The 22,238-nt window shown below is 54.0% G+C and carries 18 protein-coding genes; 12 read left to right on the top strand and 6 right to left on the bottom strand.

Going from position 1 to position 22,238, the window contains the following annotated elements:
* Positions 1 to 65: 65 nt before the first annotated feature.
* A complete protein-coding gene (locus tag AAAH10_RS05700) occupies positions 66 to 1,736 on the bottom strand; it encodes a formate--tetrahydrofolate ligase (RefSeq protein WP_343561465.1) in 1,671 nt (556 codons plus the stop codon).
* Between the two features lie 447 nt (positions 1,737 to 2,183).
* On the opposite strand from AAAH10_RS05700, the gene AAAH10_RS05705 reads away from it, so the two are divergent.
* Positions 2,184 to 3,074, top strand: a complete 891-nt coding sequence (locus AAAH10_RS05705) for a substrate-binding periplasmic protein (RefSeq protein WP_343561467.1) — start codon at positions 2,184 to 2,186, stop codon at positions 3,072 to 3,074.
* 124 nt (positions 3,075 to 3,198) lie between these two features.
* Positions 3,199 to 4,077 carry a substrate-binding periplasmic protein gene (locus AAAH10_RS05710; protein WP_343561469.1) on the top strand — a complete coding sequence of 293 codons (879 nt, stop codon included), beginning with the start codon at positions 3,199 to 3,201 and terminating at the stop codon, positions 4,075 to 4,077.
* Here AAAH10_RS05710 and AAAH10_RS05715 read toward each other — a convergent pair.
* Positions 4,053 to 4,829 carry a hypothetical protein gene (locus AAAH10_RS05715; RefSeq protein WP_343561471.1) on the bottom strand — a complete coding sequence of 259 codons (777 nt, stop codon included), beginning with the start codon at positions 4,827 to 4,829 and terminating at the stop codon, positions 4,053 to 4,055. The two genes, AAAH10_RS05710 and AAAH10_RS05715, sit on opposite strands and share 25 nt — an antisense overlap.
* Here AAAH10_RS05715 and AAAH10_RS05720 point away from each other — a divergent pair.
* From AAAH10_RS05720 to AAAH10_RS05730, 3 genes are all read left to right on the top strand, one after another.
* The gene (locus AAAH10_RS05720; protein WP_343561473.1) at positions 4,823 to 5,059 is read left to right on the top strand and encodes a hypothetical protein; all 237 of its coding nucleotides are present in this window, start codon (positions 4,823 to 4,825) and stop codon (positions 5,057 to 5,059) included. The genes AAAH10_RS05715 and AAAH10_RS05720 overlap by 7 nt on opposite strands.
* A 92-nt stretch (positions 5,060 to 5,151) precedes the next feature.
* Positions 5,152 to 5,991 carry a substrate-binding periplasmic protein gene (locus AAAH10_RS05725; RefSeq protein WP_343562472.1) on the top strand — a complete coding sequence of 280 codons (840 nt, stop codon included), beginning with the start codon at positions 5,152 to 5,154 and terminating at the stop codon, positions 5,989 to 5,991.
* 60 nt (positions 5,992 to 6,051) lie between these two features.
* Positions 6,052 to 6,903, top strand: a complete 852-nt coding sequence (locus AAAH10_RS05730; protein ID WP_343561475.1) for an EamA family transporter — start codon at positions 6,052 to 6,054, stop codon at positions 6,901 to 6,903.
* Positions 6,904 to 6,964: 61 nt separating this feature from the next.
* On the opposite strand, the gene AAAH10_RS05735 is transcribed toward AAAH10_RS05730, so the two are convergent.
* Positions 6,965 to 7,459: a YcgN family cysteine cluster protein gene (locus AAAH10_RS05735; protein WP_343561477.1), complete on the bottom strand. Its 495-nt coding sequence runs from the start codon at positions 7,457 to 7,459 to the stop codon at positions 6,965 to 6,967.
* Between the two features lie 411 nt (positions 7,460 to 7,870).
* Here AAAH10_RS05735 and AAAH10_RS05740 point away from each other — a divergent pair, with 411 nt between their 5' ends.
* Positions 7,871 to 8,695 carry a ferredoxin--NADP reductase gene (locus tag AAAH10_RS05740; RefSeq protein WP_343561479.1) on the top strand — a complete coding sequence of 275 codons (825 nt, stop codon included), beginning with the start codon at positions 7,871 to 7,873 and terminating at the stop codon, positions 8,693 to 8,695.
* A 63-nt stretch (positions 8,696 to 8,758) separates the two neighbouring features.
* Here the strand turns inward: AAAH10_RS05740 and AAAH10_RS05745 are convergent, their stop codons facing one another.
* Positions 8,759 to 9,646, bottom strand: a complete 888-nt coding sequence (locus tag AAAH10_RS05745; RefSeq protein ID WP_343561481.1) for a LysR substrate-binding domain-containing protein — start codon at positions 9,644 to 9,646, stop codon at positions 8,759 to 8,761.
* A gap of 318 nt (positions 9,647 to 9,964) precedes the next feature.
* Positions 9,965 to 12,859, bottom strand: a complete 2,895-nt coding sequence (locus tag AAAH10_RS05750; protein ID WP_343561483.1) for a PAS domain-containing sensor histidine kinase — start codon at positions 12,857 to 12,859, stop codon at positions 9,965 to 9,967.
* 630 nt (positions 12,860 to 13,489) lie between these two features.
* On the opposite strand from AAAH10_RS05750, the gene AAAH10_RS05755 reads away from it, so the two are divergent.
* The 4 genes from AAAH10_RS05755 (at position 13,490) to AAAH10_RS05770 (ending at position 16,597) form a co-directional block, all read left to right on the top strand.
* On the top strand, positions 13,490 to 14,182 hold the full coding sequence (locus AAAH10_RS05755) for a cobalamin B12-binding domain-containing protein (protein ID WP_343561485.1): 693 nt from the start codon (positions 13,490 to 13,492) through the stop codon (positions 14,180 to 14,182).
* A 22-nt stretch (positions 14,183 to 14,204) separates the two neighbouring features.
* On the top strand, positions 14,205 to 15,170 hold the full coding sequence (locus tag AAAH10_RS05760; protein ID WP_343561488.1) for a DUF1638 domain-containing protein: 966 nt from the start codon (positions 14,205 to 14,207) through the stop codon (positions 15,168 to 15,170).
* Positions 15,171 to 15,202: 32 nt separating this feature from the next.
* The gene (locus tag AAAH10_RS05765; RefSeq protein ID WP_343561490.1) at positions 15,203 to 15,499 is read left to right on the top strand and encodes a virulence factor; all 297 of its coding nucleotides are present in this window, start codon (positions 15,203 to 15,205) and stop codon (positions 15,497 to 15,499) included.
* Between the two features lie 174 nt (positions 15,500 to 15,673).
* Positions 15,674 to 16,597: a methylenetetrahydrofolate reductase gene (locus tag AAAH10_RS05770; RefSeq protein WP_343561493.1), complete on the top strand. Its 924-nt coding sequence runs from the start codon at positions 15,674 to 15,676 to the stop codon at positions 16,595 to 16,597.
* Positions 16,598 to 16,804: 207 nt separating this feature from the next.
* Here the strand turns inward: AAAH10_RS05770 and AAAH10_RS05775 are convergent, their stop codons facing one another.
* The gene (locus tag AAAH10_RS05775; protein ID WP_343561495.1) at positions 16,805 to 18,040 is read right to left on the bottom strand and encodes an MFS transporter; all 1,236 of its coding nucleotides are present in this window, start codon (positions 18,038 to 18,040) and stop codon (positions 16,805 to 16,807) included.
* A gap of 599 nt (positions 18,041 to 18,639) precedes the next feature.
* Here AAAH10_RS05775 and AAAH10_RS05780 point away from each other — a divergent pair.
* Entirely contained in the window at positions 18,640 to 19,536 is an 897-nt protein-coding gene (locus tag AAAH10_RS05780) for a methyltetrahydrofolate cobalamin methyltransferase (protein WP_343561497.1), read from the top strand.
* Positions 19,537 to 19,934: 398 nt separating this feature from the next.
* Positions 19,935 to 21,962, top strand: a complete 2,028-nt coding sequence (locus AAAH10_RS05785) for an ASKHA domain-containing protein (protein WP_343561499.1) — start codon at positions 19,935 to 19,937, stop codon at positions 21,960 to 21,962.
* Positions 21,963 to 22,238: the final 276 nt, after the last annotated feature.

The raw sequence follows: 22,238 nt of genomic DNA on the forward strand, positions 1-22,238 counted from the left end.
ATACAAAAGAAAAAGGGCACCTGAAACAGGTGCCCTTTCCCATGTAGCGGATCGCTTCCGGACGATTAGAACAGACCTTCGATCTGGCCTTCGTCGTTGAGGAAGATTTTGTTCGCAGCCGGTACGCGTGGCAGACCAGGCATGGTCATGATCGCACCAGTTACAACAACCAGGAAGCCTGCACCTGCAGAGAGGCGAACTTCGCGAACCGGTACAGTGTGACCGGAAGGCGCGCCCATTGCAGAAGGATCTGTAGAGAAGGAGTACTGTGTCTTCGCCATACAGATTGGCAGATGACCGTAGTCTTTTTGCAGCTCTTCGAGTTGCTTTTCAACGGCAGCATCCATGGAGATACCTGCAGCACCGTAGATTTCGGTCGCAATGGTTTCAATCTTCTGAACCAGTGGCATTTCATCAGGGTACAGAGGTTTGAAGTCTGCAGAACCGGACTCAACCAGCTCGACAACGTGCTTCGCCAGCTCTTCAGTACCGGCACCACCGTTCGCCCAGTGGCTCGCCAGGATTGCTTTCGCACCCAGAGCTTCACACGCAGCGCGAACAGCGTCGATTTCAGCGTCTGTGTCAGTGATGAACTGGTTGATTGCAACAACAGCAGGAACACCGAACTTCTTCACGTTTGCAATGTGACGCGCCAGGTTCTCCGAACCCTTGGTCACAGCTTCAACGTTTTCAGAACCCAGATCAGCCTTGGCAACACCACCGTGCATCTTCAGCGCACGAACAGTTGCAACAATCACAACCGCAGATGGCTTCAGACCAGCCTTGCGGCACTTGATGTCGAAGAATTTCTCTGCACCCAGGTCCGCACCGAAGCCGGCTTCTGTTACAACGTAGTCAGCCAGTTTCAGAGCTGTCTTGGTTGCAATAACAGAGTTACAGCCGTGCGCGATGTTCGCGAAAGGACCACCGTGGATGAACGCAGGGTTGTTTTCCAGTGTCTGTACGAGGTTCGGGGAAATCGCATCTTTCAGCAGAACCGCCATCGCACCTGGAGCCTGCAGGTCACGTGCATAGATCGGCTCTTTGGAACGGGTGTAGGCAACAACCATTTTACCCAGACGCTCTGTCAGGTCGTTCAGGTCAGTTGCCAGACAGAAGATCGCCATGATCTCGGAAGCCACAACGATGTCGAAGCCGTCCTGACGCGGGAAGCCGTTGCTCACACCACCAAGGGAGTTGGTGATTGTACGCAGCGCGCGGTCGTTCATGTCAACAACGCGGCGGAACTGAACACGACGGGAATCAATACCCAGCTCGTTACCCCAGTAGATGTGGTTGTCAAGCAGAGCAGCCAGCAGGTTGTGTGCAACGCCAATCGCGTGGAAGTCACCTGTGAAGTGCAGGTTGATGTCTTCCATTGGAACAACCTGGGCGTAACCACCACCGGCAGCGCCACCCTTGACACCGAAACATGGGCCCAGAGAAGGCTCACGCAGTGCCATGATGGCTTTCTTGCCGATACGGTTCAGGCCGTCACCCAGACCAACAGTTGTTGTGGTCTTTCCCTCACCTGCAGGTGTCGGGTTGATCGCGGTTACGAGAACCAGCTTGCCGTCTTCACGATCCTGAACGGAGTTGATGAAGTCGAAGGACAGTTTCGCTTTTGTTGGGCCGTACTGAAGCAGCGCGTCAGCTGGAATGCCAACTTTCGCAGCCACGTCTGTGATCGGCTGCATCGTAGCTTCGCGGGCGATTTCAATATCACTCTTAGGCATGGTGCCTTTTGACCTCCTGGTTTGACCGGCTGACCATTCAGCCCGTCGATACAAAATTGGAAACGGATTAATCAGCTTTCATGCATCGGGAAAGGCGCAATGCGCGCTGAAAAATTCATCTGGACCCTACTCTATGGCCTGCCACTGGGATAGCCTATCAGCGTCACAAGGTCATCAAGAATGGACACGTGGATCAGCCCATAATATTCCGAATATCAAATCACCTCATTTGAAAAACCTGTCCAGTTGGGCTAAAACGTTAAAAACGTGCAAAAAACGTTAAAAAATCCCCTTCGGGATGAATCTTTTTTTACAGAAGACTAAAGCTTGCCATCACCACGCAGCCAAATGTAAAAAACCTAACATAATGAGCGAACCTGCCTTTTGTGCTATGTTAAGGGTTCAGGCTCGCCAGACTATTGAAGAAGATTAAAAGAAAAGCACTTCATGCGTTTGCTTTCGCAGCACCTTCGTGGCGTCCCGCAAGGACGACACAACAGATGGTTTCACCGACTGACTGCTCTGATGGTTATCCTTTTGGGCAGCATAGGCTTTTTTACATCCGTTTCCGCCGAAGAGCAGACAGAATTCCCCACTCCCATTGTCATCGGCGTTGATGAATGGCAGCCCTTTACAGGCAAGACAATGCTGCAGGGCGGCTACGCCACCCATCTGCTGACAACGGTTCTGGAGCGTCTGGGACATCCCTACAAGATCCGCTTTGCCCCGTGGGAGCGCATCACAACAGAAGGACGCAACGGTTCGGTTCATCTCATCCCGGATATGTGGCAATCACGCGAGCGTAAAAAACATTACATTTTCTCCATTCCGGTCCTGAACAACAAACTCAAGATCATCAATCGCTCCGGCCTGAAACCCAAGGCACAGCTTCTGGATGATCTGAACGGCCTGCGCATCGGACTTGTTCAGGGCTTTCAGTATCCCGATGAGCTGGTCGAAAACCAGAATCTTGCCAGAGAACTCGCCCCCGACAACCGTTCGAACCTGCTGAAACTGATCAACGGCCGCATTGATGTGACCATTGGTGACGAAATCGTGGCCCGCTCCATTCTGGGCAAGCTGGAAGCCAGCGAGGATCAATACTACATCCCCGATGCCTCCATTGATCTCTCTCCCCTCCATATTGCGCTGAGCCGGAAGACCCCGAACGGCATGGAACTCATGAGACAGATCAACTGTGAGCTGGCAAAGATGTTCAACGACGGAACAGTTACAACACTCAAGGCACAGCACAATCTGGCTTTTATCACCGACGATTACAACCGGGCCTTTAACACCTATGCCCGCTTTCGCTGCCCTTCTGAAAACGAAGGCTGAAGGCAAAGCGCAATCCCCCTCGGTTTGCAGCCCACTCTGACAACCATGCCCTTTCTTCGCAAAAAACCTGTTTTGTGATAGCCTTGCGGACTTGTTTTGATGTCGGGGAAAAGAAAAGCACTTCATGCGTTTGCTTTCACAGAGTCTTCCATTCTTCCTGCAATGGACAGGCAACTCGCAATTTCGAAAGCTGATTGCCGCAGCAATCCTTCTGTCAGGCAGCCTCTGGCCATGCCTTCCTGCGCATGCACGCGAACCGGCTGACGTTCTGGTCATCGGCGTGGATGAATCGCCTCCCTTTGCAGGAAAGGACCTGCTGCAAAACGGCTACTCCACCCACCTGCTCACCACAGCGCTTGATCGCCTTGGATACGCCTATAAAATCCGTTTTGCCCCCTGGGAACGTGTCCTGACGGAAGGACGCAACGGCACCATTCATCTTGTTTCCGATATCTGGCGTACACCCGAGCGGGACAAGCACTTTGTCTTTTCGGCTCCGATCCTCCACAACAAGCTCAAGATCATAAGCAGGGCAGGCCTGACACCGGCACCAGCTTCACCTGACCATCTTCAGGGGCTGCGCGTCGGACTTGTTCAGGGTTTTGAATATCCGGACAAACTGCTCGACGATCCCGGGATCCAAAAGGAGTTCGCCCCCAACGACACGGCAAACCTGCAAAAGCTGGTCAATGGCCGTATCGACGTCACGATAATCGACGAGAGTGTTGCCCGCTTCATTCTTCGCAGGCTCGCGGTTCGTGAAGATCGTTTTTTCATACCCGATAGATCCATCAGCATGACGCCGATGCACATGGCCCTGAGCCGGAAAGCTCCCGGCAGTCCGGAATTGATGAAAGAGATAGACTGCGAGCTGGCAAAGATGTCCGGCGACGGAACGGTCATGGCACTCAAGACACAACACAGCCTGAGCTTTGTCACAGACGAACTTGACCGGGCGACTGACAGCCGCACCTCCGCTCAGTGCGCCCCCAGAAATGACTGAAGATGAAAGCGTGACTGTTCATGAGGCTGGGCCTCTTCACTGGCATAGGGACAGACCCGTCGGGGCAGACAGCCGGATTGCACACAGTCCCCCTGCTGACCTTCCGGGCTGACAAGAAAGCTCTTGCAGCGCGGTATGTCCAGCAAACCACTGATCGAACCATCCTCCGACTGTTTCCAGTCAAAGGCGTTCACAGGACAGGCCTGAAGGCAGGGCCTGGTTTCACACCTCAGACAAATCTCGCCCTCCTGCTCCCTGTTCTTCGGACAATCCGGCATCCCTTCCGGCACAAAGGGCAGGAAAAGAACCCCGCGATAGGCCTGCCATGACCCCCAACGCGGATGCAGCGTCCATCCCATGGGCGAAACACTCAGTCTCTCGCCCTGAGGACTGAAGGCGCGGGCCCAGCGCAGAAAGGGCATGTAGGGAGGACCGTCAGACGGATGGGAAAAGGCGCCCCCCAACCATGACGTCAGAGGCACAAGTACGGATCGTGTCCAGTCATCCAGCGGATCGGGGCTTTCCTTCAGGGCCGGATTATCACGCAGACCGTCCTGAAAGGCCTCCCAGAGGAAATGCCTCCCGCCATTGCCAACCAGAACCAGTGAACGGAAATCAAGGCGTTCTTCGTCCGTCAGGAGAGAAAGGGACTGCGGGTCAAGCCCCAGCTCATCCTTTTCTTTCGCGGTCAGGCTCTCCAGCGATACACCACCTCTCAGGCACAGACCGAAAGGGGAAAGAGCCGATGACAACTCATCCCATGTCGGCTGCTTTGAAGGCAGCAAAAATGATCCGCTTTTTCCTGACATTCCAAGTCTTTCATTATTCCCGCTTGAGCTGTAAAAACACCGGCTTTCCTCTCCCGAAAGCAACAGATCAAACTGGTTGTAATCGTCTCAGCAAGATTGCCACAGAAAATTCCTGCATACAAAAGAAGAAGAAAAAAAGCGAAACGATGCACCAAGTTGTCATTACAAATTGAAATTTCAAATTGAATCTATTATGTTTCCGCGACTATAAATTTGCCGCCGAATTCAACGTGCGGTTTCAACAGGGGCTTCCAGTTTGGCAAAGATGTTTCAGATCAATGTGTTGCATCCGAAACCTGCAGCAGAGAAACCGCATGCCAGAAGAGCATTTCTTCTGACGCTGCTTTGTGCTGCGCTGAGCGCATCCCTCTTCTCTCCGGGCCATGCCCGGGAAACATCGAAACCGGCAGAAGACGCGAACAAACTTGTCATACTGGGGCTGGACAACTGGCCTCCCTTTGCCGGTCCGGACCTTCCCAACCAGGGTTTTGGTATCGAGGTCGCCTCAACAGCCCTGAAGCGTGCCGGCTACACTGTCAAAAAACGTGTTGCCCCCTGGGGACGCCTGCTTTCAGAGGCCGAAAAAGGGGTCGTCCATGTTCTGCCAAACATGTGGCACAGCCCCAAACGCGAAGCCGTTTTCAGCATGTCTTCCCCGTACCATTTCAACAAGCTTGTTCTGGTCAGCCGCAAAGACAGCGGGCTTGTTCCGCGAAACCTGGACAGTCTTGTGGGATTGCGTGTCGGCACACTCAAGAACAGCGCCTATCCGGCCCTGTTCATGAACGACAACCGTCACCACAAACAGGAGGTTCTGGAGCAGAGCCAGAATGTCAAAAAGCTTGCAGACAACCGGGTTGATGCCGTTATCGGTGATGAAACAGTTCTGAAATACCTGATCAAGGACCAGCACCTGCCGCTCAAGGATTTCTGTTTCCAGCAGAAGCCCCTTCAAATCACCCCGATGCACATTGGCGTTTCAAGGCTTCACCCGGACCACGCCCAACTTGTCCGGATCCTCGACAGCGAAATTGCCGCCATGAAAAGCGATGGCACCTTTACAGAAATCCTGCAACGCCACAAACTCGATGAAGAGACGCCCTGATCCGACCGGGAAGGTGACCGGCTTCTTGTGACAGACACCAGAGCACAGCGAGGGCCGATCATGACACTGACAGTTTTTCTCTCCATCCTGCTTGCCGCTTTCCTGCACGCACTCTGGAATGCCCTGGTCAAGGGAAGCGGAAACAAATTCAGCACCATGGCCGCTGTTGTCCTGGGGCATGTCCCCATTGCTGTCGCTCTTCTGCCCTTTGTCCCTCTCCCTGCGCCGGAGAGCCTGCCCTACCTTCTCGCCGGCGCCCTGTTGCATATGGGGTATCAGCTCTTTCTCCTTTTCTCCTACAGGGTGGGAGACCTCACCCAGGTTTACCCAGTCGCCCGCGGCTCGGCTCCGCTGATCGTCGCAACGGTATCAATCCTCTTTCTGGGCATCACGCTTGGAACGGTTCAACTGATCGCCATTCTGATCATCGCAGCCGGCATCCTGAGTCTTTGTCTTGTGCGGCAGGCTGATGGAACCCAGAACAGCAAGGCAGCCCTGCTCGCCCTGGTCACAGGATGCTTTATCGCCGCCTACTCGCTGGTGGATGGCATCGGCGCAAGACTGGCCGGGACAGCCCTCGGATTTTTCTGCTGGCTTGCCATTTTCAACGGCTTCGGCTTTGCTCTTCTGGCCTGTGCGCATCGCAGTTGCTCCCTGAAAAGCATTCTGAAAGACAATTTCAGGGTTTTCGCACTGGGCGGCAGCGCTTCATTCTGCGCCTACGCACTGGTTGTCTGGTCTTTCACACAGGCCCCGATTGCCCTGGTGACAGCCCTGCGGGAAACAAGCATTGTCTTTGCCCTGCTGATCGGCGTCTTTGTCCTCAGGGAAAAGCTGAACCTGACCAAGGTGCTTTCAACCATGATCACGCTCTTCGGCGCAGCCCTGCTCAGGTTTTCCAGAAACCCGTAAACCGGCAGACAGGCGGACAAACAAACCGGTAAAGGCAAGGCTGACAAAACCGGCAAAGAGACTAGCTGTCACCATATCTGATCCAGGGGCGGGGCGGACTGGGATCCTGGGGCCACTCCACGATATGGTCCTCCAGATCGGCATCTTCCACCTCTGTCTCCGGCACGATACGATCCAGACAGGACACTCCAACGGCATGCACCAGTTCGGGATCACCGCTAACCAGCGGGTGCCACCAGGGAAGATCCTCCCCCTCGAGCAACAGACGGTAGGCACAGGTCGGCGGCATGAAGTTGAGTTCTTCAATATTGTCAGCCGTCAGCTTGATACAGTCCGGGACGTATTTGTGCCTTTGCGGATAGTTGCTGCACTGGCAGGTTCCCAGATCCAGCAGCTTGCAGGATACGTCCGTATCCACAATCTCGTCCGTATCCGGATCCTGCAACTTGACCAGACAGCACTTTCCACAGCCATCACAGAGGCTTTCCCACTCTGTGTCTGTCATCTCCTGAAGTGTTTTTTGTTGCCAGAACGGCAATTCTTCCTTGTTTTGCATGGCCGGATAGAACGCTTTTTTGTCGCAGCTTTCAAGATCGATTGCAGAAAAGAATACTTTCTATTTTTAAACACAAAAATAAAGTTATTTTAAGATACTGAAATTAAATAATAAAAATTGAACACTTTCTTTTTACATGAAAAAAAGCATAATTAGCTTGATTGCAGAAAAAAGGATGCTACATCTTGTGAAAAGGTGTCGCGCTCCCTGTCCGAGCTGTGATAGGAAAAGGCGACGCAGTCCAAAAGCAACCCGTCACCCCGAAAGTCTGGTACACTGAAAGGGGATGAGACAGCCTTTGGAAGAGATTGCAAGACGAAAAGCCGGGCAGAAAACCGGCGGCGCAAATCCGGCGCCAACAGATACGTCAGGATTGTACGCGCAGACATGACAAGCGATGGAGTCAACGAAATGGCTGTTCAAGCACTGGCCCAGGAGGCCGCGGCCCCGGAAGAGAAACCTTTGCCAAAGTCCGTAACCGGCGAAAAGGTTCTGTCCGTTCAACACTACAACGACACTCTTTTCTCTTTCCGCATCACACGCCCGGACAGCTTCCGCTTCCGCACAGGTGAATTTATCATGATCGGCCTGATGGTTGACGGCAAGCCACTGCTGCGCGCCTATTCCATCGCCAGCCCGGCCTGGGACGAAACCCTGGAGTTCTATTCCATCAAGGTTCCCGATGGCCCTCTGACATCCCGTCTGCAGCACCTGCAGATTGGTGATCAGGTTCTGCTGGGCAAAAAGCCGACAGGCACTCTGGTCCTCGACGCCCTGATTCCAGGCAAGCGTCTTTACCTGATGTCCACAGGCACAGGCCTTGCCCCCTTCGCATCCGTGATCCGCGATCCGGAAACCTACGAGAAGTTCGAGGAAGTGGTTCTGATCCACACCTGCCGCTATCGCAGCGAACTGACCTATGGTGAGAAAATTGTCGAGGAAACCGTTAACGACGAGTTCCTTGGCGAAATGGTTGCAGGCAAGCTGAAGCACTACACATCACTGACCCGCGAGGAATTCCCGCGCATGGGTCGCATCACTGCCCTGTTCCGCTCCGGCAAGATCTGCGAAGACCTCGGCACGCCGCCACTGAACCCTGAAACAGATCGCGTGATGATCTGCGGTTCCATGGCCATGCTGAACAGCTGCGCAGAGCTCTGTGAAGAGTCCGGCCTCAATGAAGGCGCGAACAGCAAGCCCGGCGAATACGTCGTGGAAAAGGCTTTCGTCAGCTGATCACAGCAGACAAGCAAACATCGCAAGACTTACAGGCCCGCTGATCACTCCGCGGGCCTGTTTTTATGCGCTTTCGCTTGCGGCACGCCCCAGTATCCAGCGTTTGAAGCGCCTGACCTGCTCACGCTCCAGTGCGCGCGGACGGCACACCAGGCAACAGGCCGTTTCCTCGTCAATTGAATGGGACAGAGGGGCACTGAGGATACCCTGGCGCAAGGCATCCAGCACAAAGGGCGTATGCCCCATTGCAACCCCCGCTCCGCTGATTGCAGCCTCCAGCGCCTGATTGGAGGTTTCAAAATAAAGCCAACCTCTTGGCTCCAGCCCTTTCAACCCGGCAGCAGCAAGCCAGCGGGACCAGTCATCCCGCCTCGGGGCACCCTCGACCTGCAACCAGTAATGCCGTGCCAGATCATCCGGGTGAGGCACAGGCTTGCTTTTCAGAAGCCCCGGCGCAGCCACGGGAAAGGCGGCATTGTCAAAAAGCGGAAAAACCTCTTCTCCCGCCTGACCCAGCCGTTCGGACAAACCCGTTTCAATCAGAAGATCCACAGAACCGCCGCGCAGATCTTCAAGCGATGACACCGTGATCAGGCGCAGATCAATCTCCGGCTCGCTCTGCTGGAGATCATACAGACGGGGAATAAGCCATCGCTGGGCAAAGGTGCTCAAGACAGCAAGCGTCACAGTCTGCCGCCCGCGCACCCGTTCCACAGAGCGCCTGATCAGCGAGAACCCCTCCCCCAGCCCTTCGGCAAGCGCACGACCTTCATCTGTCAGGGACACGCCATGCCGCGTCCGCGTAAAGAGCGTCACCTTGAGCCATTCTTCAAGTTGACGAAGCTGCTGGCTCACAGCAGGCTGGGACACCCCCAGTTCCTCGGATGCCCTGGACAGGGAGCCTGTTCTGGAAACCACCTCGAAAAACTGCAGAGCACGCAACGGCAGCATAATATAAGCCTATCTTATAAATAAAACACGAGAGCCTATTTGCCACAGGCCCTGCACATCGTTATTTTGAAATCAGGATCTGATAAACGAAGAAAACGTCCATTGTTTATCTTATATCTGATTGTCATGTCAAAAGCGTGCTTTGTCCACCGGGGCCGTCCAACCCCACTCATACTCATTTGGCGCTCTTTTGACCGGAAACAAAAACCACCGCAGACCTTCACCTGTCAGCGGTGGTTTTGTTTTGTCCGGCAGCATGCCCTGCCCGAACAAGGCCGGATCTCAAAGAAAAGAACAAAAGCACAAAGGACAACGCGATCAGGCCGCGCGATTGACCAGGGCAGAAATCGGGAAGACAATCCGTGCAGTCGTGCCCTTGCCCAGTTTGGACTCCAGTTCGAACTCAGCCCCGTGCAACTCGACAAGCCTTTTGGAAAGGGGAAGGCCCAGCCCCGTCCCTTCATGACGGCGCGCCAGGCTTGAATCAACCTGTCCGAAGGGGATCATGGCCTTTTCCATATCGTCCTCGGCAATACCGATACCCGTATCAGCCACCGCCAGCTCAAAGCCCCTTTCCGTCTGCCGGGCAGAAACCGTGATCGATCCTCCTTCCGGCGTAAACTTCACCGCATTGGAAATCAGATTGATCAGAACCTGTTTCAGGCGTCGCTCATCAGCCACCAGCCCCGGCTGATCTACTGAACTCTCCAGCGTCAGTGTCAGGCTGTTTTCATTGGCACGCCCGCGCAGCATGGAACAGCAACGCTCCAGGATCGAAACAACGTCCAGTTCCTCGATAAAGAGATCAATCTTTCCGGCTTCCGCCTTGGACAGGTCCAGAATGTCATTGATCAGATCCAGCAAATGCTTGCCCGAGGAATGGATATCACGCGAATAGGACACATAGCGGTCATCCCCGACCTCTCCGAACATCTGCTCGGAAATAATTTCGGAGAAACCGAGGATCGCGTTCAGCGGCGTACGAAGCTCGTGGCTCATCATGGCGAGGAATTCCGACTTGGAGCGGCTGGCAATCTCTGCAGATTCCTTAAGCTCGGTCAGTTCCCGCTCCACATTCTTGTTCTCTGTGATGTCATAGAGAATACCGACGAGATAACGCCCCTGCCCGCGATGTCGCCCGACGCGGGACAGGTTCAGGTGTGTCCAGAAAGACGAGCCGTCCTTGCGCGCAGTCAGCATGTCAACAGTCACGTGATCGCTGCCTCCCAGAACCTGCTGGAAGCGCTGCTCTGCCACACCATTGATCGTCTCGTCACTCAGCAGGAAGCGATTGTGGAAACCCTGCACCTCGCCCGGGCGATAGCCTGTCAGGCGCGTAAAGGCCGGGTTCTGGTAGACAACCGGACTTCCCGGCTGCCCCATATCCGCAATAAAGACACCGGAATCTGTTGCAGAGACAGCCGCAGCAAGACGCTGGTTTTCCTGGGACAGATCCAGCAGGGCTTTCTCCCTGCGCTTGTAGTCGGTGATATCGGTATAGACTGTAAAGAGATCACCCTCAGGCGTCTTGTGATCCGTGATACTGAGCCAGACATTGTCCGGCATCCGGATTTCCTGGTTCATCCGCCCGCGATGCCTCAGCATGTAGGTTTTGAACAGCCTGTTGTAGCGACTGGCCCGCGGGTCCTGCGCTTCGAGAATATAGAGGTTCAGCACCTCCTCAAAGGTCATACCCGGACGCAGGCGATAACCCATTGTCGGGAAGAACAGCTCCGCAAAACGCCTGTTGAAGGACACCAGAACATCATCGGCATTGTAGAGGGAAATCCCTCCTGTAAAGCTCTCGAAAGCCCGGAACAGACGGGACTGTGCCGCCTCCAGAACCTTGGCCGCCTCACGCTCTGCCGTCACATCGGTTCCCACACCGCGATAGCCGCTGAAGATCCCGTGCTGCGTAAAGACGGGCTGACCGCTCAGGCGCAACACACGAATGGACCCCTGACGGTTGCGCACTTCAAAGACCACATCACGGAAGGGCAAACGCGATTTCAGGGTGCGATCCAGATCATCACTGATATAGCCTTCCTTGAAGGATGTCAGGGTCTGGCCGATGTAATCATCCGGCTCAAGTCCGCTAACCTCAACCAGTCGGCTCGAGAGGTAGACAAAGCGGAAATCACTGTCCAGCTCCCAGAACCAGTCCGATGCGGCATCAGCAATATCCTGAAGGCGGCGCTGACTGTCCTGCATGGCGATGACAGCCTCTTCCCTCTTTGTGATCTCGCGATTGACGGAGCTGGCCCCCAGCCCCATCACCGTCATCACAATCGCACAGGCACCAATGGCAAAGAAAACAGACACAAGATACCGGTTCTCCCAGATCATCTGCTTTTCCTGCGCCGGCACACCGATCACCAGTCGCAGATTCATATGCTGAAGGGGACGCGCCGTAATCAGTCGCTCCATCCCGTCATAATCCGTGTGTTCTGCAAACTCGTTGTTCCGGATGATATCGGTCAGGTCATAGGGAACCCTTGTGCCCGGAAGCTCCCTGTTGAAGTTCTTTTCCAGCCAGAGTTGCCCCGTATCGAGCTGGAGCGAGACCGAGTGCTCGTAGGGCAGTTGCATGGCATTCCAGATTTCACGCAGTCTTTCGACAGAGAAGGTCTGGACCAGGAAATAGCCCGGGCGATCGTCCAGATGAATTTCGCGCAGGACAGAGGCAAAACGGGACCCGAAATCATCATAGGGAAGGGAAAGCGCAAGACTCCGGCCATGTCTGACCTGGTGGATCATATCCTGAACAACCTCTTCCGGCGGCATGACAATCTTGCGCCATCCCGGCACCGGTTCGCCATTGTCCTGCAAGAGAACATGGTAGTCGGTTCTGGAAGGATTAACCTGCGGCAACATCGGCAGCACAGCACCGGGAGCCGTAACACGCTGCGCCTCCTCCCTGAGACGATCCGCAATGGTATCGGAACGCTGCAGCACGGAACGGAAGAACATGTTCATCGGAACAATGGACTGGTTGAGACTGCGTACTGTGCGCTGTTCAACCTCGCTGGAAACCTCTGTATAGGTGGTTTCCACCCAGAGGGAGATCATGACAACGGAGAGAATGAGCAACAGAAGATTGATCTGGACATTGCGCTTGCGCACAAGGCCGCTGCCGTGATCGGCAGACTTCGCCCCGATCTCTTCCTCATCTGAACGCCAGTTCTTCATCCGCTCTCCACGACACGGCTTCATCCGGATCGCTTCTCTGTGCAACAGCAAAGGCGCAAACAAACCGGAACACTCATCAAGTACCCATGTAAAACCTGCCACAGGGCCTGCAAAACCGCAGAAAACACCATAGCATCACCGCGCCCGGTTCCCCATTTCAGTCTGTTACAGGGGACAGCCGGGAATCCGGTCTTCCACGCGCAAAATGTCTTTCCATAGCAATAAAACAAACATCCCTTATCAAATCGTAAAAAACCCGAAGCCTTTTAAACAAGATTCGCCCGATTCAACCGCGAAGTAACGAGAATGTTTTGTGATATTTTTTTACGTGAAACCCGCACTTTCAGCAGTGAAAAATCATGACTTGCGCGCCCAGAGAAAAAAAAGTCGCTTTCAGGACATGACAGATGACATCTATGCGACATAGAATTCGAAATGTCATTGATCGGGAGAGAGACCTTGCAAAGAGATTCGTCTCAGCGCATTGCCCGGGAGGATGATTTCGCAAAGACGGCCTGATTTTTTGCATCCCTGCCTGTCAGGGCCTCGCTTCAAGGTGTGTCCTTTGTTCTGTTTTTCCGGCTGTTTCCGGTCTTCAGCGTCCCACTGAGACCTGCCCCCAGAAACAGCATAAAAAAGAGAGAAGTAAACGCGATGTCTGATGAAGATGATCTTGACCTGAACTCCCTGGACGACGACGAGCTTGTCCAACAGATGCACGACGACCTCTATGACGGTCTGAAAGAAGAAGTTGAAGAAGGCGTTAACATCCTTCTCGGGCGTGGCTGGGAGCCATACCGGGTTCTGACAGAAGCCCTGGTTGAAGGCATGCGCATCGTTGGCGTCGACTTCCGTGACGGCATCCTCTTCGTTCCCGAGGTTCTGCTGGCTGCGGGCGCGATGAAAGGCGGCATGGCGATCCTGCGTCCTCTGCTGGCTGCGACCGGTGCTCCGAAACTCGGCAAGATGGTGATCGGTACCGTCAAGGGCGACATCCACGATATCGGCAAGAACCTCGTTTCCATGATGATGGAAGGCGCAGGCTTCGATGTCATCGATATCGGTATCAACATCCCTGTTGAAACCTATCTGGAAGCCCTCGAAGAGCACCAGCCCGACATCCTCGGCATGTCTGCTCTGCTCACCACCACAATGCCTTACATGAAGGTCGTGATCGACACTCTGAAAGAGCAAGGTCTCCGCGATGATTACATCGTCCTCGTTGGTGGTGCTCCTTTGAACGAAGCCTTTGGTGAAGCAATCGGCGCTGATGCCTACTGCCGTGATGCAGCGGTTGCCGTTGAAACAGCCAAGGAAATGATCAAGCGCAAGCACAACGCTGCCTGATCCAAGCTGAAAGTCCAAGGCCATGTCCCGCCGTTTTTCTGTCCTGCCACAGTTTTCTCGCTCTGATGAAACAGGCTCGGACAAGGAAGAACGGCGGGATTTTATTTTGCCTGACGCCTCTGCCAAACCTGCCTCCCGGACGAACAGTGTCCGTGGACGTCACACAAGACGCAGGCCAACGGCCGAGGAACGCGAAACGGCACAGGCTACCCCAAGCGGAGACACGCCGCGTCGTCGTCGCAAACAGAAACAGCGCTCCGAAGAAATCTCTGCAGCAAGTGTTCATGCCGAATTGAGCAAGGCCGCGGAACAGACAGGCAGCCTGAAAGACCAGGGCAACGAGCTGGCACCCGACCAGATTGCCAGCCTTTCCTCCGACAGTTCAAAAGACAATTCCCGGCGCACGCTCCTGATTGCCTGCGGTGCTCTGGCCCGCGAGGTTGTTGCACTCAAGAAGCTGCACAACTGGGAGAATTTCGATGTCTCCTGCCTTCCCGCCATCTGGCACAACAGACCGGAAAAGATCCCTTTCGGTGTCCAGGAGCGTATCAATGAAGCACGGGCCGACAACTATGGCACCATCAAGGTTCTCTATGGTGATTGCGGCACGGGTGGCGAACTGGATCAGGTCCTTGCAAGGGAAGGGGTTGAGCGCCTTGACGGCGATCACTGCTATGCCTTCTTTACAGGACTGGAGGCCTTTGCAGACCTGCACGAGCAGGAGCTGGGCAGCTTCTTTCTCACAGACTATCTGGCCCGTCACTTTGAAACACTGATCATGAAGGGCATGGGACTGGAAGAACATCCCGAACTCATGCCTCTTTATTTCGGGCATTACAAAAAGCTGGTTTATCTGGCCCAGACCGAAAATCCGCAACTGCAGGAACTGGCCGAAAAAGCAGCAGAACGGCTGGGTCTCAGCTACGAGTACCGTTATACCGGTTATGGCGAACTGGAGTCCTTCATGCCCAGAATTTCAGAACAATAACAACATCGATTTTGAATAGGAGAACCCTGATCATGGCAAAACTGACCATCACCTACTGGCGTGACATTCCGGCACAGGTCACTGTGAAGGCAGGTCGCAAAAACGCAAAACGCATTCTGGACGAGCGTTTCGAAAAGGCCATTGACCGTGCAGCGATGAAAGCCAAGCTGCGCGACACTGATTCCTACCTTGCCGAATGGCGCAAGGGAGAGCCGCAAGAGTGCGGAGATGATCTCGAAGCTGTCGCAGATGAAGCAGCCGCGTCCATCGAAAAGGAATACACAAACGAAAGACTGGATGAACTGGTGGCAAACGGCGGCCTCGTCTAAGCCATCCTGTCATCCCTGCTACAGGTCGTCCCTGTGACACTCCGGCCACCTGCCAAGGCTTTCGCAGAAAATGCCCAAAGCAGGCGGTTCGCACCGGATTACAACAGGTACGCCCCTCCCCGAACAGAGAGAAGACAGGGCAGGACACTGCCCGAATACAAGAGGCGTTATACAATGTCAGATTTTGATCCACAGATCGTGAAGCAGCGCATCATCGACTTCATGAGCGATTTCACAATCGAAACCACACCAGGTTCTGCTGCGAAGACTCCGGACTACCGCGTTCACCTGCGTCCGGGCTGCAAGATCGCAGTGACCTTCCTGCCGGGTTCCGATTTTGCTGACACCATCGCGACAGCCAAGCGTCTGAAAGAAGAAGGCTTCGACCCGATGCCACACTTCGCAGCGCGCTCCATCCCTTCCCTGTCCTTCTTTGAAGACAACCTGAAGCGTCTTCAGGACGAAGTCGGCGTTGATCACGTCGTTGCCCTGGGTGGCGCAGTCGACAATCCTGTCGGTGATTTCTCGGACTCCATGCAGCTGCTGGAAACCGGCCTGTTCGACAAGCACGGCATCAAGACCATCGGTGTTGCCGGTCACCCCGAAGGCAGCCCGGACATCAGTGACGAGGGTCTGAAACAGGCTCTCACCTGGAAAAACAGCTTCGCTGAAAAAACAGACGCCTACGTTTACATTGCCACACAGTTCTGCTTTGAGGCAGAGCCTGTAATCGCATGGGACAAACGCATCAACGCCGAAGGCAACACCCTGCCGATCCACATCGGTGTTCCCGGCCTTGCAACCATCAAGACACTGATCGCACACGCAAAAGCCTGTGGTGTCGGCCCGTCCATGCGCGTTCTGACACGTCAGGCGAAAAACATCGCCAAGCTGATGACTGTCAACGCACCGGACCAGCTGGTGATGGATCTGGCGAACTACGCCGCCACAGATCCGAACTGCGGCATCAAGAAAGTCCACATGTATCCGCTGGGCGGCATGAAAAAGTCTGCACAGTGGTCCTACGCCGTTGTCGATGGTGACTTCACCATGGATCCAAAGGGCAAGGGCTTCAAGGTCAACCGCGAAATCGGCTAAGCACTTCAAGCCAATAGCCTGAAAACGACAGAACCCCTGCCCAACGGCGGGGGTTTTTGTTTTTGATAGCGACAGAAGTATCTACGGAAAATATGTGGTTTTGCCTCTTCACCGGTAACACAGTTTGATCTTATTCGCACCACGGACAATCAGCATATTACCAACCGGCCTTGCTGAAACAGCACCTCCAACTTTCTGTAATAAACATCAGGGATCAAGATTCAGCTCCTTTTTCATTCGCTTTTCCAAAAGCAAACCGGACAAAGACGCCATCAGGACAATAGCTCCACCAAAGACAAATGCCGCTTTCACTGAAACAACGCCTACAATCCATGCCACCAGAAGCCCGGAAATTGCCTCCCCTGAATTCGCAAGAAAGGAGAAAATTGCAAAGGCCTTCGAAACATCTTTCTCAGGGACTGCCCTCTGTATGACAGTGATGAAAAGGACATCAGCAACCGCACCGGAAAAGCCCAGTAAACTTCCCAATACGATCAGAAAGAAAATATTCGTCATCGTGACAGTCAACGCAATAAGTACGCCGTAGAAAAGCCAACCCAAATACATGAAACAACTGTGATGACGAGAGGATAAAGTTCCTGCGAAGAAAGCTCCAGGAAGCGTGCCCAACGCAATACCCCCCATAAACAAACCCAGAGCCCTTACATCAAGTTGACTACTTTCATCGAAAAAGACAGGAAGGCCTATTCCAAGCAGACCTCCGACCCCAAGGACAGACAAGGCATTGAGAACAATTGCAACACGGATGTTCCTGTAAGATGTTCCCAGCTTTCGCCAAAGTCCCCTGTAATCTCTCGCTATTGACGGCCATTCTATTTCTTTCAGCCTTGATCCCGATTGGACTTTCAGGAAAACACCAACAAAAGAGGCGACAAGAAAAAGGACACCGCTCATGCCAAGAACAATAGCTTCAGGAAAAACACTGAGCGCCAAACCAAACAGTACAGGAGCAACCATCCCGCACACTTCATGACAGCTGTGCAAAATGGAATTTGCAGGTGCAATATCATCCCGCCTGACAAGCCGTTGTAAAATGCCACGGTATGCGGGTTGAAAGATCGTCCCCAAAGTCGTTAACAGGAACGCACCTCCTGACAAGACTATGGCAACATGAAAATCAGCCCAAACCAGCACAACCAGACCAAACAGAACTCCTCCCCGGAGAAGATCAGACAGGATAATGATTTTTTTCCTGTCATAGCGATCACTGAACCACCCTCCGAGTAATCCAAAAAATGCGTATGGTAAAAATCTGAAGAAAACCAGAAATCCAACTTCGCTGTACGAAGCACCATTTTGCAGAGCAATCCAAACCAGTGTTAAGTCCAGCCCCCTGCTCGCCAGCGACGTGAAGAGCTGATGACACAGCAGTAACAATATGACAGGATCACTGAAAAGCAGTCTGTATGGAGAAAAAAGCATAGGCTGAGGACGCTTTGTGTTTCAGTTTACTGATAAAAACGGCTGTTTCCTCACCGTCTCCCCCCCCACTTCAGGAAACACACCGTAAACACAGGCGCATCCCGGAACGATTACAAAAGCACTCTGATATAATAACAAACGATTACAGTAACAGCTCTTCACAAAGCTTCAGAATTACCCTTTCAGAACAGTCTGAAAGCGACAGATTACCGGCTTGACAGCAGGTTTTTTGTTTTTTATTGGCGCGACATAAAGAAAATGTTATATGATTTTCACGCACAAAAAAGTGACATCGGAACAGGGTTCAAACGCGTAGAATTCTGCAGCATAGGAAAAAAGCTCTAAGGTCTGATGTCCAAGGGATAGAGCCGTATACCCCTATAAAAAAAGCGGATAGGCCTTCTGCGTTTTTATAATGCGCCCCGAAGGCTGTGAAACTTTATTGTAAAGAAAGCGCAAAATGCACATTCCATGTCGTATTCAAGCTTTCCTCATATGCGACAGGTATGCAGTATAGCGTCCAGTTTTACAGACAAGCGACGTTCCGTCGCAGCTGGTTGTTGATCTCGGGTTTCGGCCTGAACAGAGGAGAAAATCCAATGACACGTACAATTGTGTCTTCCGACAGAAAAGAAATCGCTATCGGTTTTGACGAGCCGTTCTGCATCATCGGCGAGCGTATCAACCCGACAGGCCGCAAGAAACTGGCTGAAGAAATGGCGGCCGGTGACTACAGCCGCGTTGAAGCCGACGCGATCGCACAGATCGAAGCCGGCGCAACAATGCTGGACGTGAACGCCGGTATTCCTCTGGCCGACGAGCCAAAAATCCTCGCTGAAGTGATTCAGCTGGTTCAGGGCATCACAGACCTGCCACTGGCAATCGACTCCTCCATCATCGACGCTCTGGAAGCCGGTCTGGCTGTTTACAAGGGCCGCGCGCTGGTGAACTCCGTAACCGGTGAAGACGAGTCCCTGGAGCGCGTTCTGCCTCTGGTGAAAAAGTACGACGCTTCTGTTGTTGCGATCTCCAACGACGAAACCGGTATCTCCCAGGACCCGAACGTTCGTTACGAGGTTGCCAAGAAAATCGTTGAGCGTGCCGAAGACCACGGCATCAGCCGCGACCGCGTTGTCGTTGATCCGCTGGTTATGCCGATCGGTGCGATGGGCACAGCCGGCAAGCAGGTTTTTGCCCTGCTGCACCGCCTGAAGAACGAGCTGGGCGTGAACACAACCTGTGGCGCTTCCAACATCTCCTTCGGCCTGCCCTTCCGTCACGGCATCAACGCGCACTTCCTGTCCATGGCTGCTGCTGCCGGCATGACCTCTGCAATCATGAACCCGCTGCACGCCGAAGACATGGCTGGTGTCCTGGCGTCCGACGTTCTGCTGAACAAGGATCAGGATTGCCTGAAGTGGATCAAGAAATATCGCGAGCCTGCTCCTGAAGGTGCAGCAGCTGGTGAAGGCCGTCGCCGTCGTCGTCGCGCCTAAATCGGGCTTGAACAGAGCAGGTCGCCCTCCCTTTTCCGGCCTGCTCTGCCTTCCCCTGAAAACCGCTGCGGATCCAGCTCTTTCCAAAGCGGTTTTTTAACGGGCAAATACCCGAGTCATTTGATGCGACAATCGAGCAAGGCAACAGCTCCTGTTCTCTCTTTTCCTCTGGTGAAAACAGGATTGCCCACGGGCAGAATATCTGCTTTCCTGCAACCGCTGCCTTTCTCTCGACGGCTTAGCCGGGCTAAGGAATGGCAAAGCTCTTCTTGATCTGAACACCACACATCCAAAAAAGTGCAAGGACGTACAAGAAACCCGGACAAAAGAGCTTTACACCGCTTTCCGTCGGCCCCAAATTTCAACAATAAAAAGAGAGATTTCCAGGAGCAGAGACCATGACCAAAGAGGCCCTGATCGTATTTACACCTTCCGGCCGTCGGGGCCATTTCCCGATCGGCACCCCTGTCCTCACTGCCGCGCGCAGTTTGGGTGTCGACATTGACTCCGTTTGCGGTGGTCGCGGAATTTGTGGTCGATGCAAGGTTCAGCCGGGTGACGGCGAATTTGCAAAGCACAAGATCACATCGTCCCCGGAACACCTCAGCGACGTCACAAAGGTAGAAGACCGCTACGCAGAGAAAAAAGGCATCAAAGCCGGACTACGTCTGTCCTGCCAGGCACAGATCGAAGGCGATCTCGTGGTCGATGTTCCTCCGGAAAGCCAGGTTCACAAACAGGTCGTCCGCAAGCGCGCCGATGTGCGCGACATCGAGATCGATCCCCCCATCCGCACCTACTTTATCGAGGTTGAAGAACCCGATATGCACAACCCGAAGGGCGACTGGGAACGCATTCAGGAAGCACTGGAAGCCCAGTGGGATATCAGGGATGTCAGCTGTGACCTGCGCACGCTGCAGGGCCTGCAGGTCGCCCTGCGCAAGGGCAACTGGCAGGTTACTGTTGCCCTCTCCGAACACGACCGCAAGATCATCTCCATCTGGCCGGGTCTGAAGGAAAAGGTTTACGGCGTTGCTGTCGACCTCGGCTCAACAACCGTTGCTGCACACCTCTGTGACCTCAGCACCGGGGAAGTCACCGTTTCCTCCGGTATCATGAACCCGCAGATCCGCTTCGGTGAAGACCTGATGAGCCGCGTGTCCTACGTCATGATGAACCCCGGTGGCGACAAGGACATGACAGCAGCCGTTCAGGATTCCATGAACGAGCTCTTTGGGTCCATTGCAGAGGAAGCGGGCATCGAGCGCTCCGATATCCTCAGTGCGACCTTTGTCGGCAACCCGGTCATGCACCACCTCTTCCTTGGTATTGATCCGACAGAACTGGGTGGCGCTCCCTTTGCCCTGACCCTGAACTCCGGTCTCGACCTCTATGCCCGCGACGTCAATCTGGACATCGCCACAGACGGTCGCGTCTACATTCTGCCCTGCATCGCCGGTCACGTTGGCGCGGATACAGCGGGTGTGATCCTCTCCGAAGGTCCGCACATGCTGGATGAAATCAGCCTGCTGTGTGACGTGGGAACCAACGCCGAGATCGTCCTCGGCAACAAGGAGCGCCTGCTGGCCTGCTCCTCCCCGACCGGACCGGCCTTTGAAGGTGCCCAGATTTCATCCGGTCAGCGCGCTGCACCGGGTGCCATTGAGCGCCTGCGGATTGATCCGGAAACACTCCAGCCCCGCTTCCGTGTGATCGGATCCGAAAAATGGTCCGACGAGGACGGCTTCGGGGATGACATCAAAAGCACTGGCGTTACCGGTATCTGTGGTTCCGGTATCATCGAAGCTGTCGCCGAGATGTTCCTTGCCGGCATTATCCTGACAGACGGCACCATCGACGGCTCACTGGCAGCCAAATCCGAACGCATCATTCCAAACGGCAAGACCTTCTCCTACCTCATCCATGACGGGGTCGAGGGCGAACCCTCTGTGACCGTGACGCAGAATGACGTCCGCGCCATTCAGCTGGCAAAGGCCGCACTCTATGCCGGTGTGAAACTGCTGATGGAAAAGATGGAGATCGAACAGGTCGACCGCATCCAGCTTGCCGGGGCCTTTGGCTCTCACATCGACGTCAAGTATGCGATGGTTCTGGGGCTGATCCCGGACTGTAACCTCGAACGCGTCAAATCAGCCGGTAACGCGGCGGGCACCGGTGCCCGCATGGCCCTTCTGAACAAAAAGGCGCGCGCTGAAATTGAAGGCGTCATCCAGCGGGTCGAAAAGATCGAAACAGCGGTTGAACCGAAATTCCAGGAGCACTTCATCAATGCCATGGGCCTGCCCAACACTGTCGAGAGCTTCCCGAATCTGGAGACTGTTGTGAAGCTCCCCGAAAAACGTGTCGCAGAGCCTGCCGAGGGCGGAGAAGAAGGCGGAAGACGCCGCCGACGCCGTCGCGGATAAGAAAAAATGCCTAGCGGCATAGTACAATGTAATGATGAAAAAGCCTTTCCATTTTCGGGAAGGCTTTTTTCTTTGAGCCTTGAAAACAAAGGACCAGAGCACAATACGAATAATTGAATTTCCGCATAACCATTCCCCTGAAGGCGATATGTTAACCAATAAGCAACTGATTTTACTCTCATCAAATGAAGATGTTTTGAAAAATTAACTTTCTATTAATCATATTGTTTGCTACTCTGGGAACATCAAGAACAAGAACAAACCCTCAAGAGTTGC

The organism is Carbonatibacter coralli, assembly GCF_039592655.1.
GTDB classification, from domain to species: Bacteria; Pseudomonadota; Alphaproteobacteria; order Kiloniellales; family Kiloniellaceae; genus Carbonatibacter; species Carbonatibacter coralli.

What these genes read in the sequence shown, in the direction of transcription:
- AAAH10_RS05700 (WP_343561465.1), bottom strand. Translation starts at nt 1,736, where the DNA reads ATGCCTAAGAGTGATATTGAAATCGCCCGCGAAGCTACGATGCAGCCG.
- AAAH10_RS05705 (WP_343561467.1), top strand. Translation starts at nt 2,184, where the DNA reads ATGCGTTTGCTTTCGCAGCACCTTCGTGGCGTCCCGCAAGGACGACAC.
- AAAH10_RS05710 (WP_343561469.1), top strand. Translation starts at nt 3,199, where the DNA reads ATGCGTTTGCTTTCACAGAGTCTTCCATTCTTCCTGCAATGGACAGGC.
- AAAH10_RS05720 (WP_343561473.1), top strand. Translation starts at nt 4,823, where the DNA reads ATGACAACTCATCCCATGTCGGCTGCTTTGAAGGCAGCAAAAATGATC.
- AAAH10_RS05725 (WP_343562472.1), top strand. Translation starts at nt 5,152, where the DNA reads ATGTTTCAGATCAATGTGTTGCATCCGAAACCTGCAGCAGAGAAACCG.
- AAAH10_RS05730 (WP_343561475.1), top strand. Translation starts at nt 6,052, where the DNA reads ATGACACTGACAGTTTTTCTCTCCATCCTGCTTGCCGCTTTCCTGCAC.
- AAAH10_RS05735 (WP_343561477.1), bottom strand. Translation starts at nt 7,459, where the DNA reads ATGCAAAACAAGGAAGAATTGCCGTTCTGGCAACAAAAAACACTTCAG.
- AAAH10_RS05740 (WP_343561479.1), top strand. Translation starts at nt 7,871, where the DNA reads ATGGCTGTTCAAGCACTGGCCCAGGAGGCCGCGGCCCCGGAAGAGAAA.
- AAAH10_RS05745 (WP_343561481.1), bottom strand. Translation starts at nt 9,646, where the DNA reads ATGCTGCCGTTGCGTGCTCTGCAGTTTTTCGAGGTGGTTTCCAGAACA.
- AAAH10_RS05750 (WP_343561483.1), bottom strand. Translation starts at nt 12,859, where the DNA reads ATGAAGCCGTGTCGTGGAGAGCGGATGAAGAACTGGCGTTCAGATGAG.
- AAAH10_RS05755 (WP_343561485.1), top strand. Translation starts at nt 13,490, where the DNA reads ATGTCTGATGAAGATGATCTTGACCTGAACTCCCTGGACGACGACGAG.
- AAAH10_RS05760 (WP_343561488.1), top strand. Translation starts at nt 14,205, where the DNA reads ATGTCCCGCCGTTTTTCTGTCCTGCCACAGTTTTCTCGCTCTGATGAA.
- AAAH10_RS05765 (WP_343561490.1), top strand. Translation starts at nt 15,203, where the DNA reads ATGGCAAAACTGACCATCACCTACTGGCGTGACATTCCGGCACAGGTC.
- AAAH10_RS05770 (WP_343561493.1), top strand. Translation starts at nt 15,674, where the DNA reads ATGTCAGATTTTGATCCACAGATCGTGAAGCAGCGCATCATCGACTTC.
- AAAH10_RS05775 (WP_343561495.1), bottom strand. Translation starts at nt 18,040, where the DNA reads ATGCTTTTTTCTCCATACAGACTGCTTTTCAGTGATCCTGTCATATTG.
- AAAH10_RS05780 (WP_343561497.1), top strand. Translation starts at nt 18,640, where the DNA reads ATGACACGTACAATTGTGTCTTCCGACAGAAAAGAAATCGCTATCGGT.
- AAAH10_RS05785 (WP_343561499.1), top strand. Translation starts at nt 19,935, where the DNA reads ATGACCAAAGAGGCCCTGATCGTATTTACACCTTCCGGCCGTCGGGGC.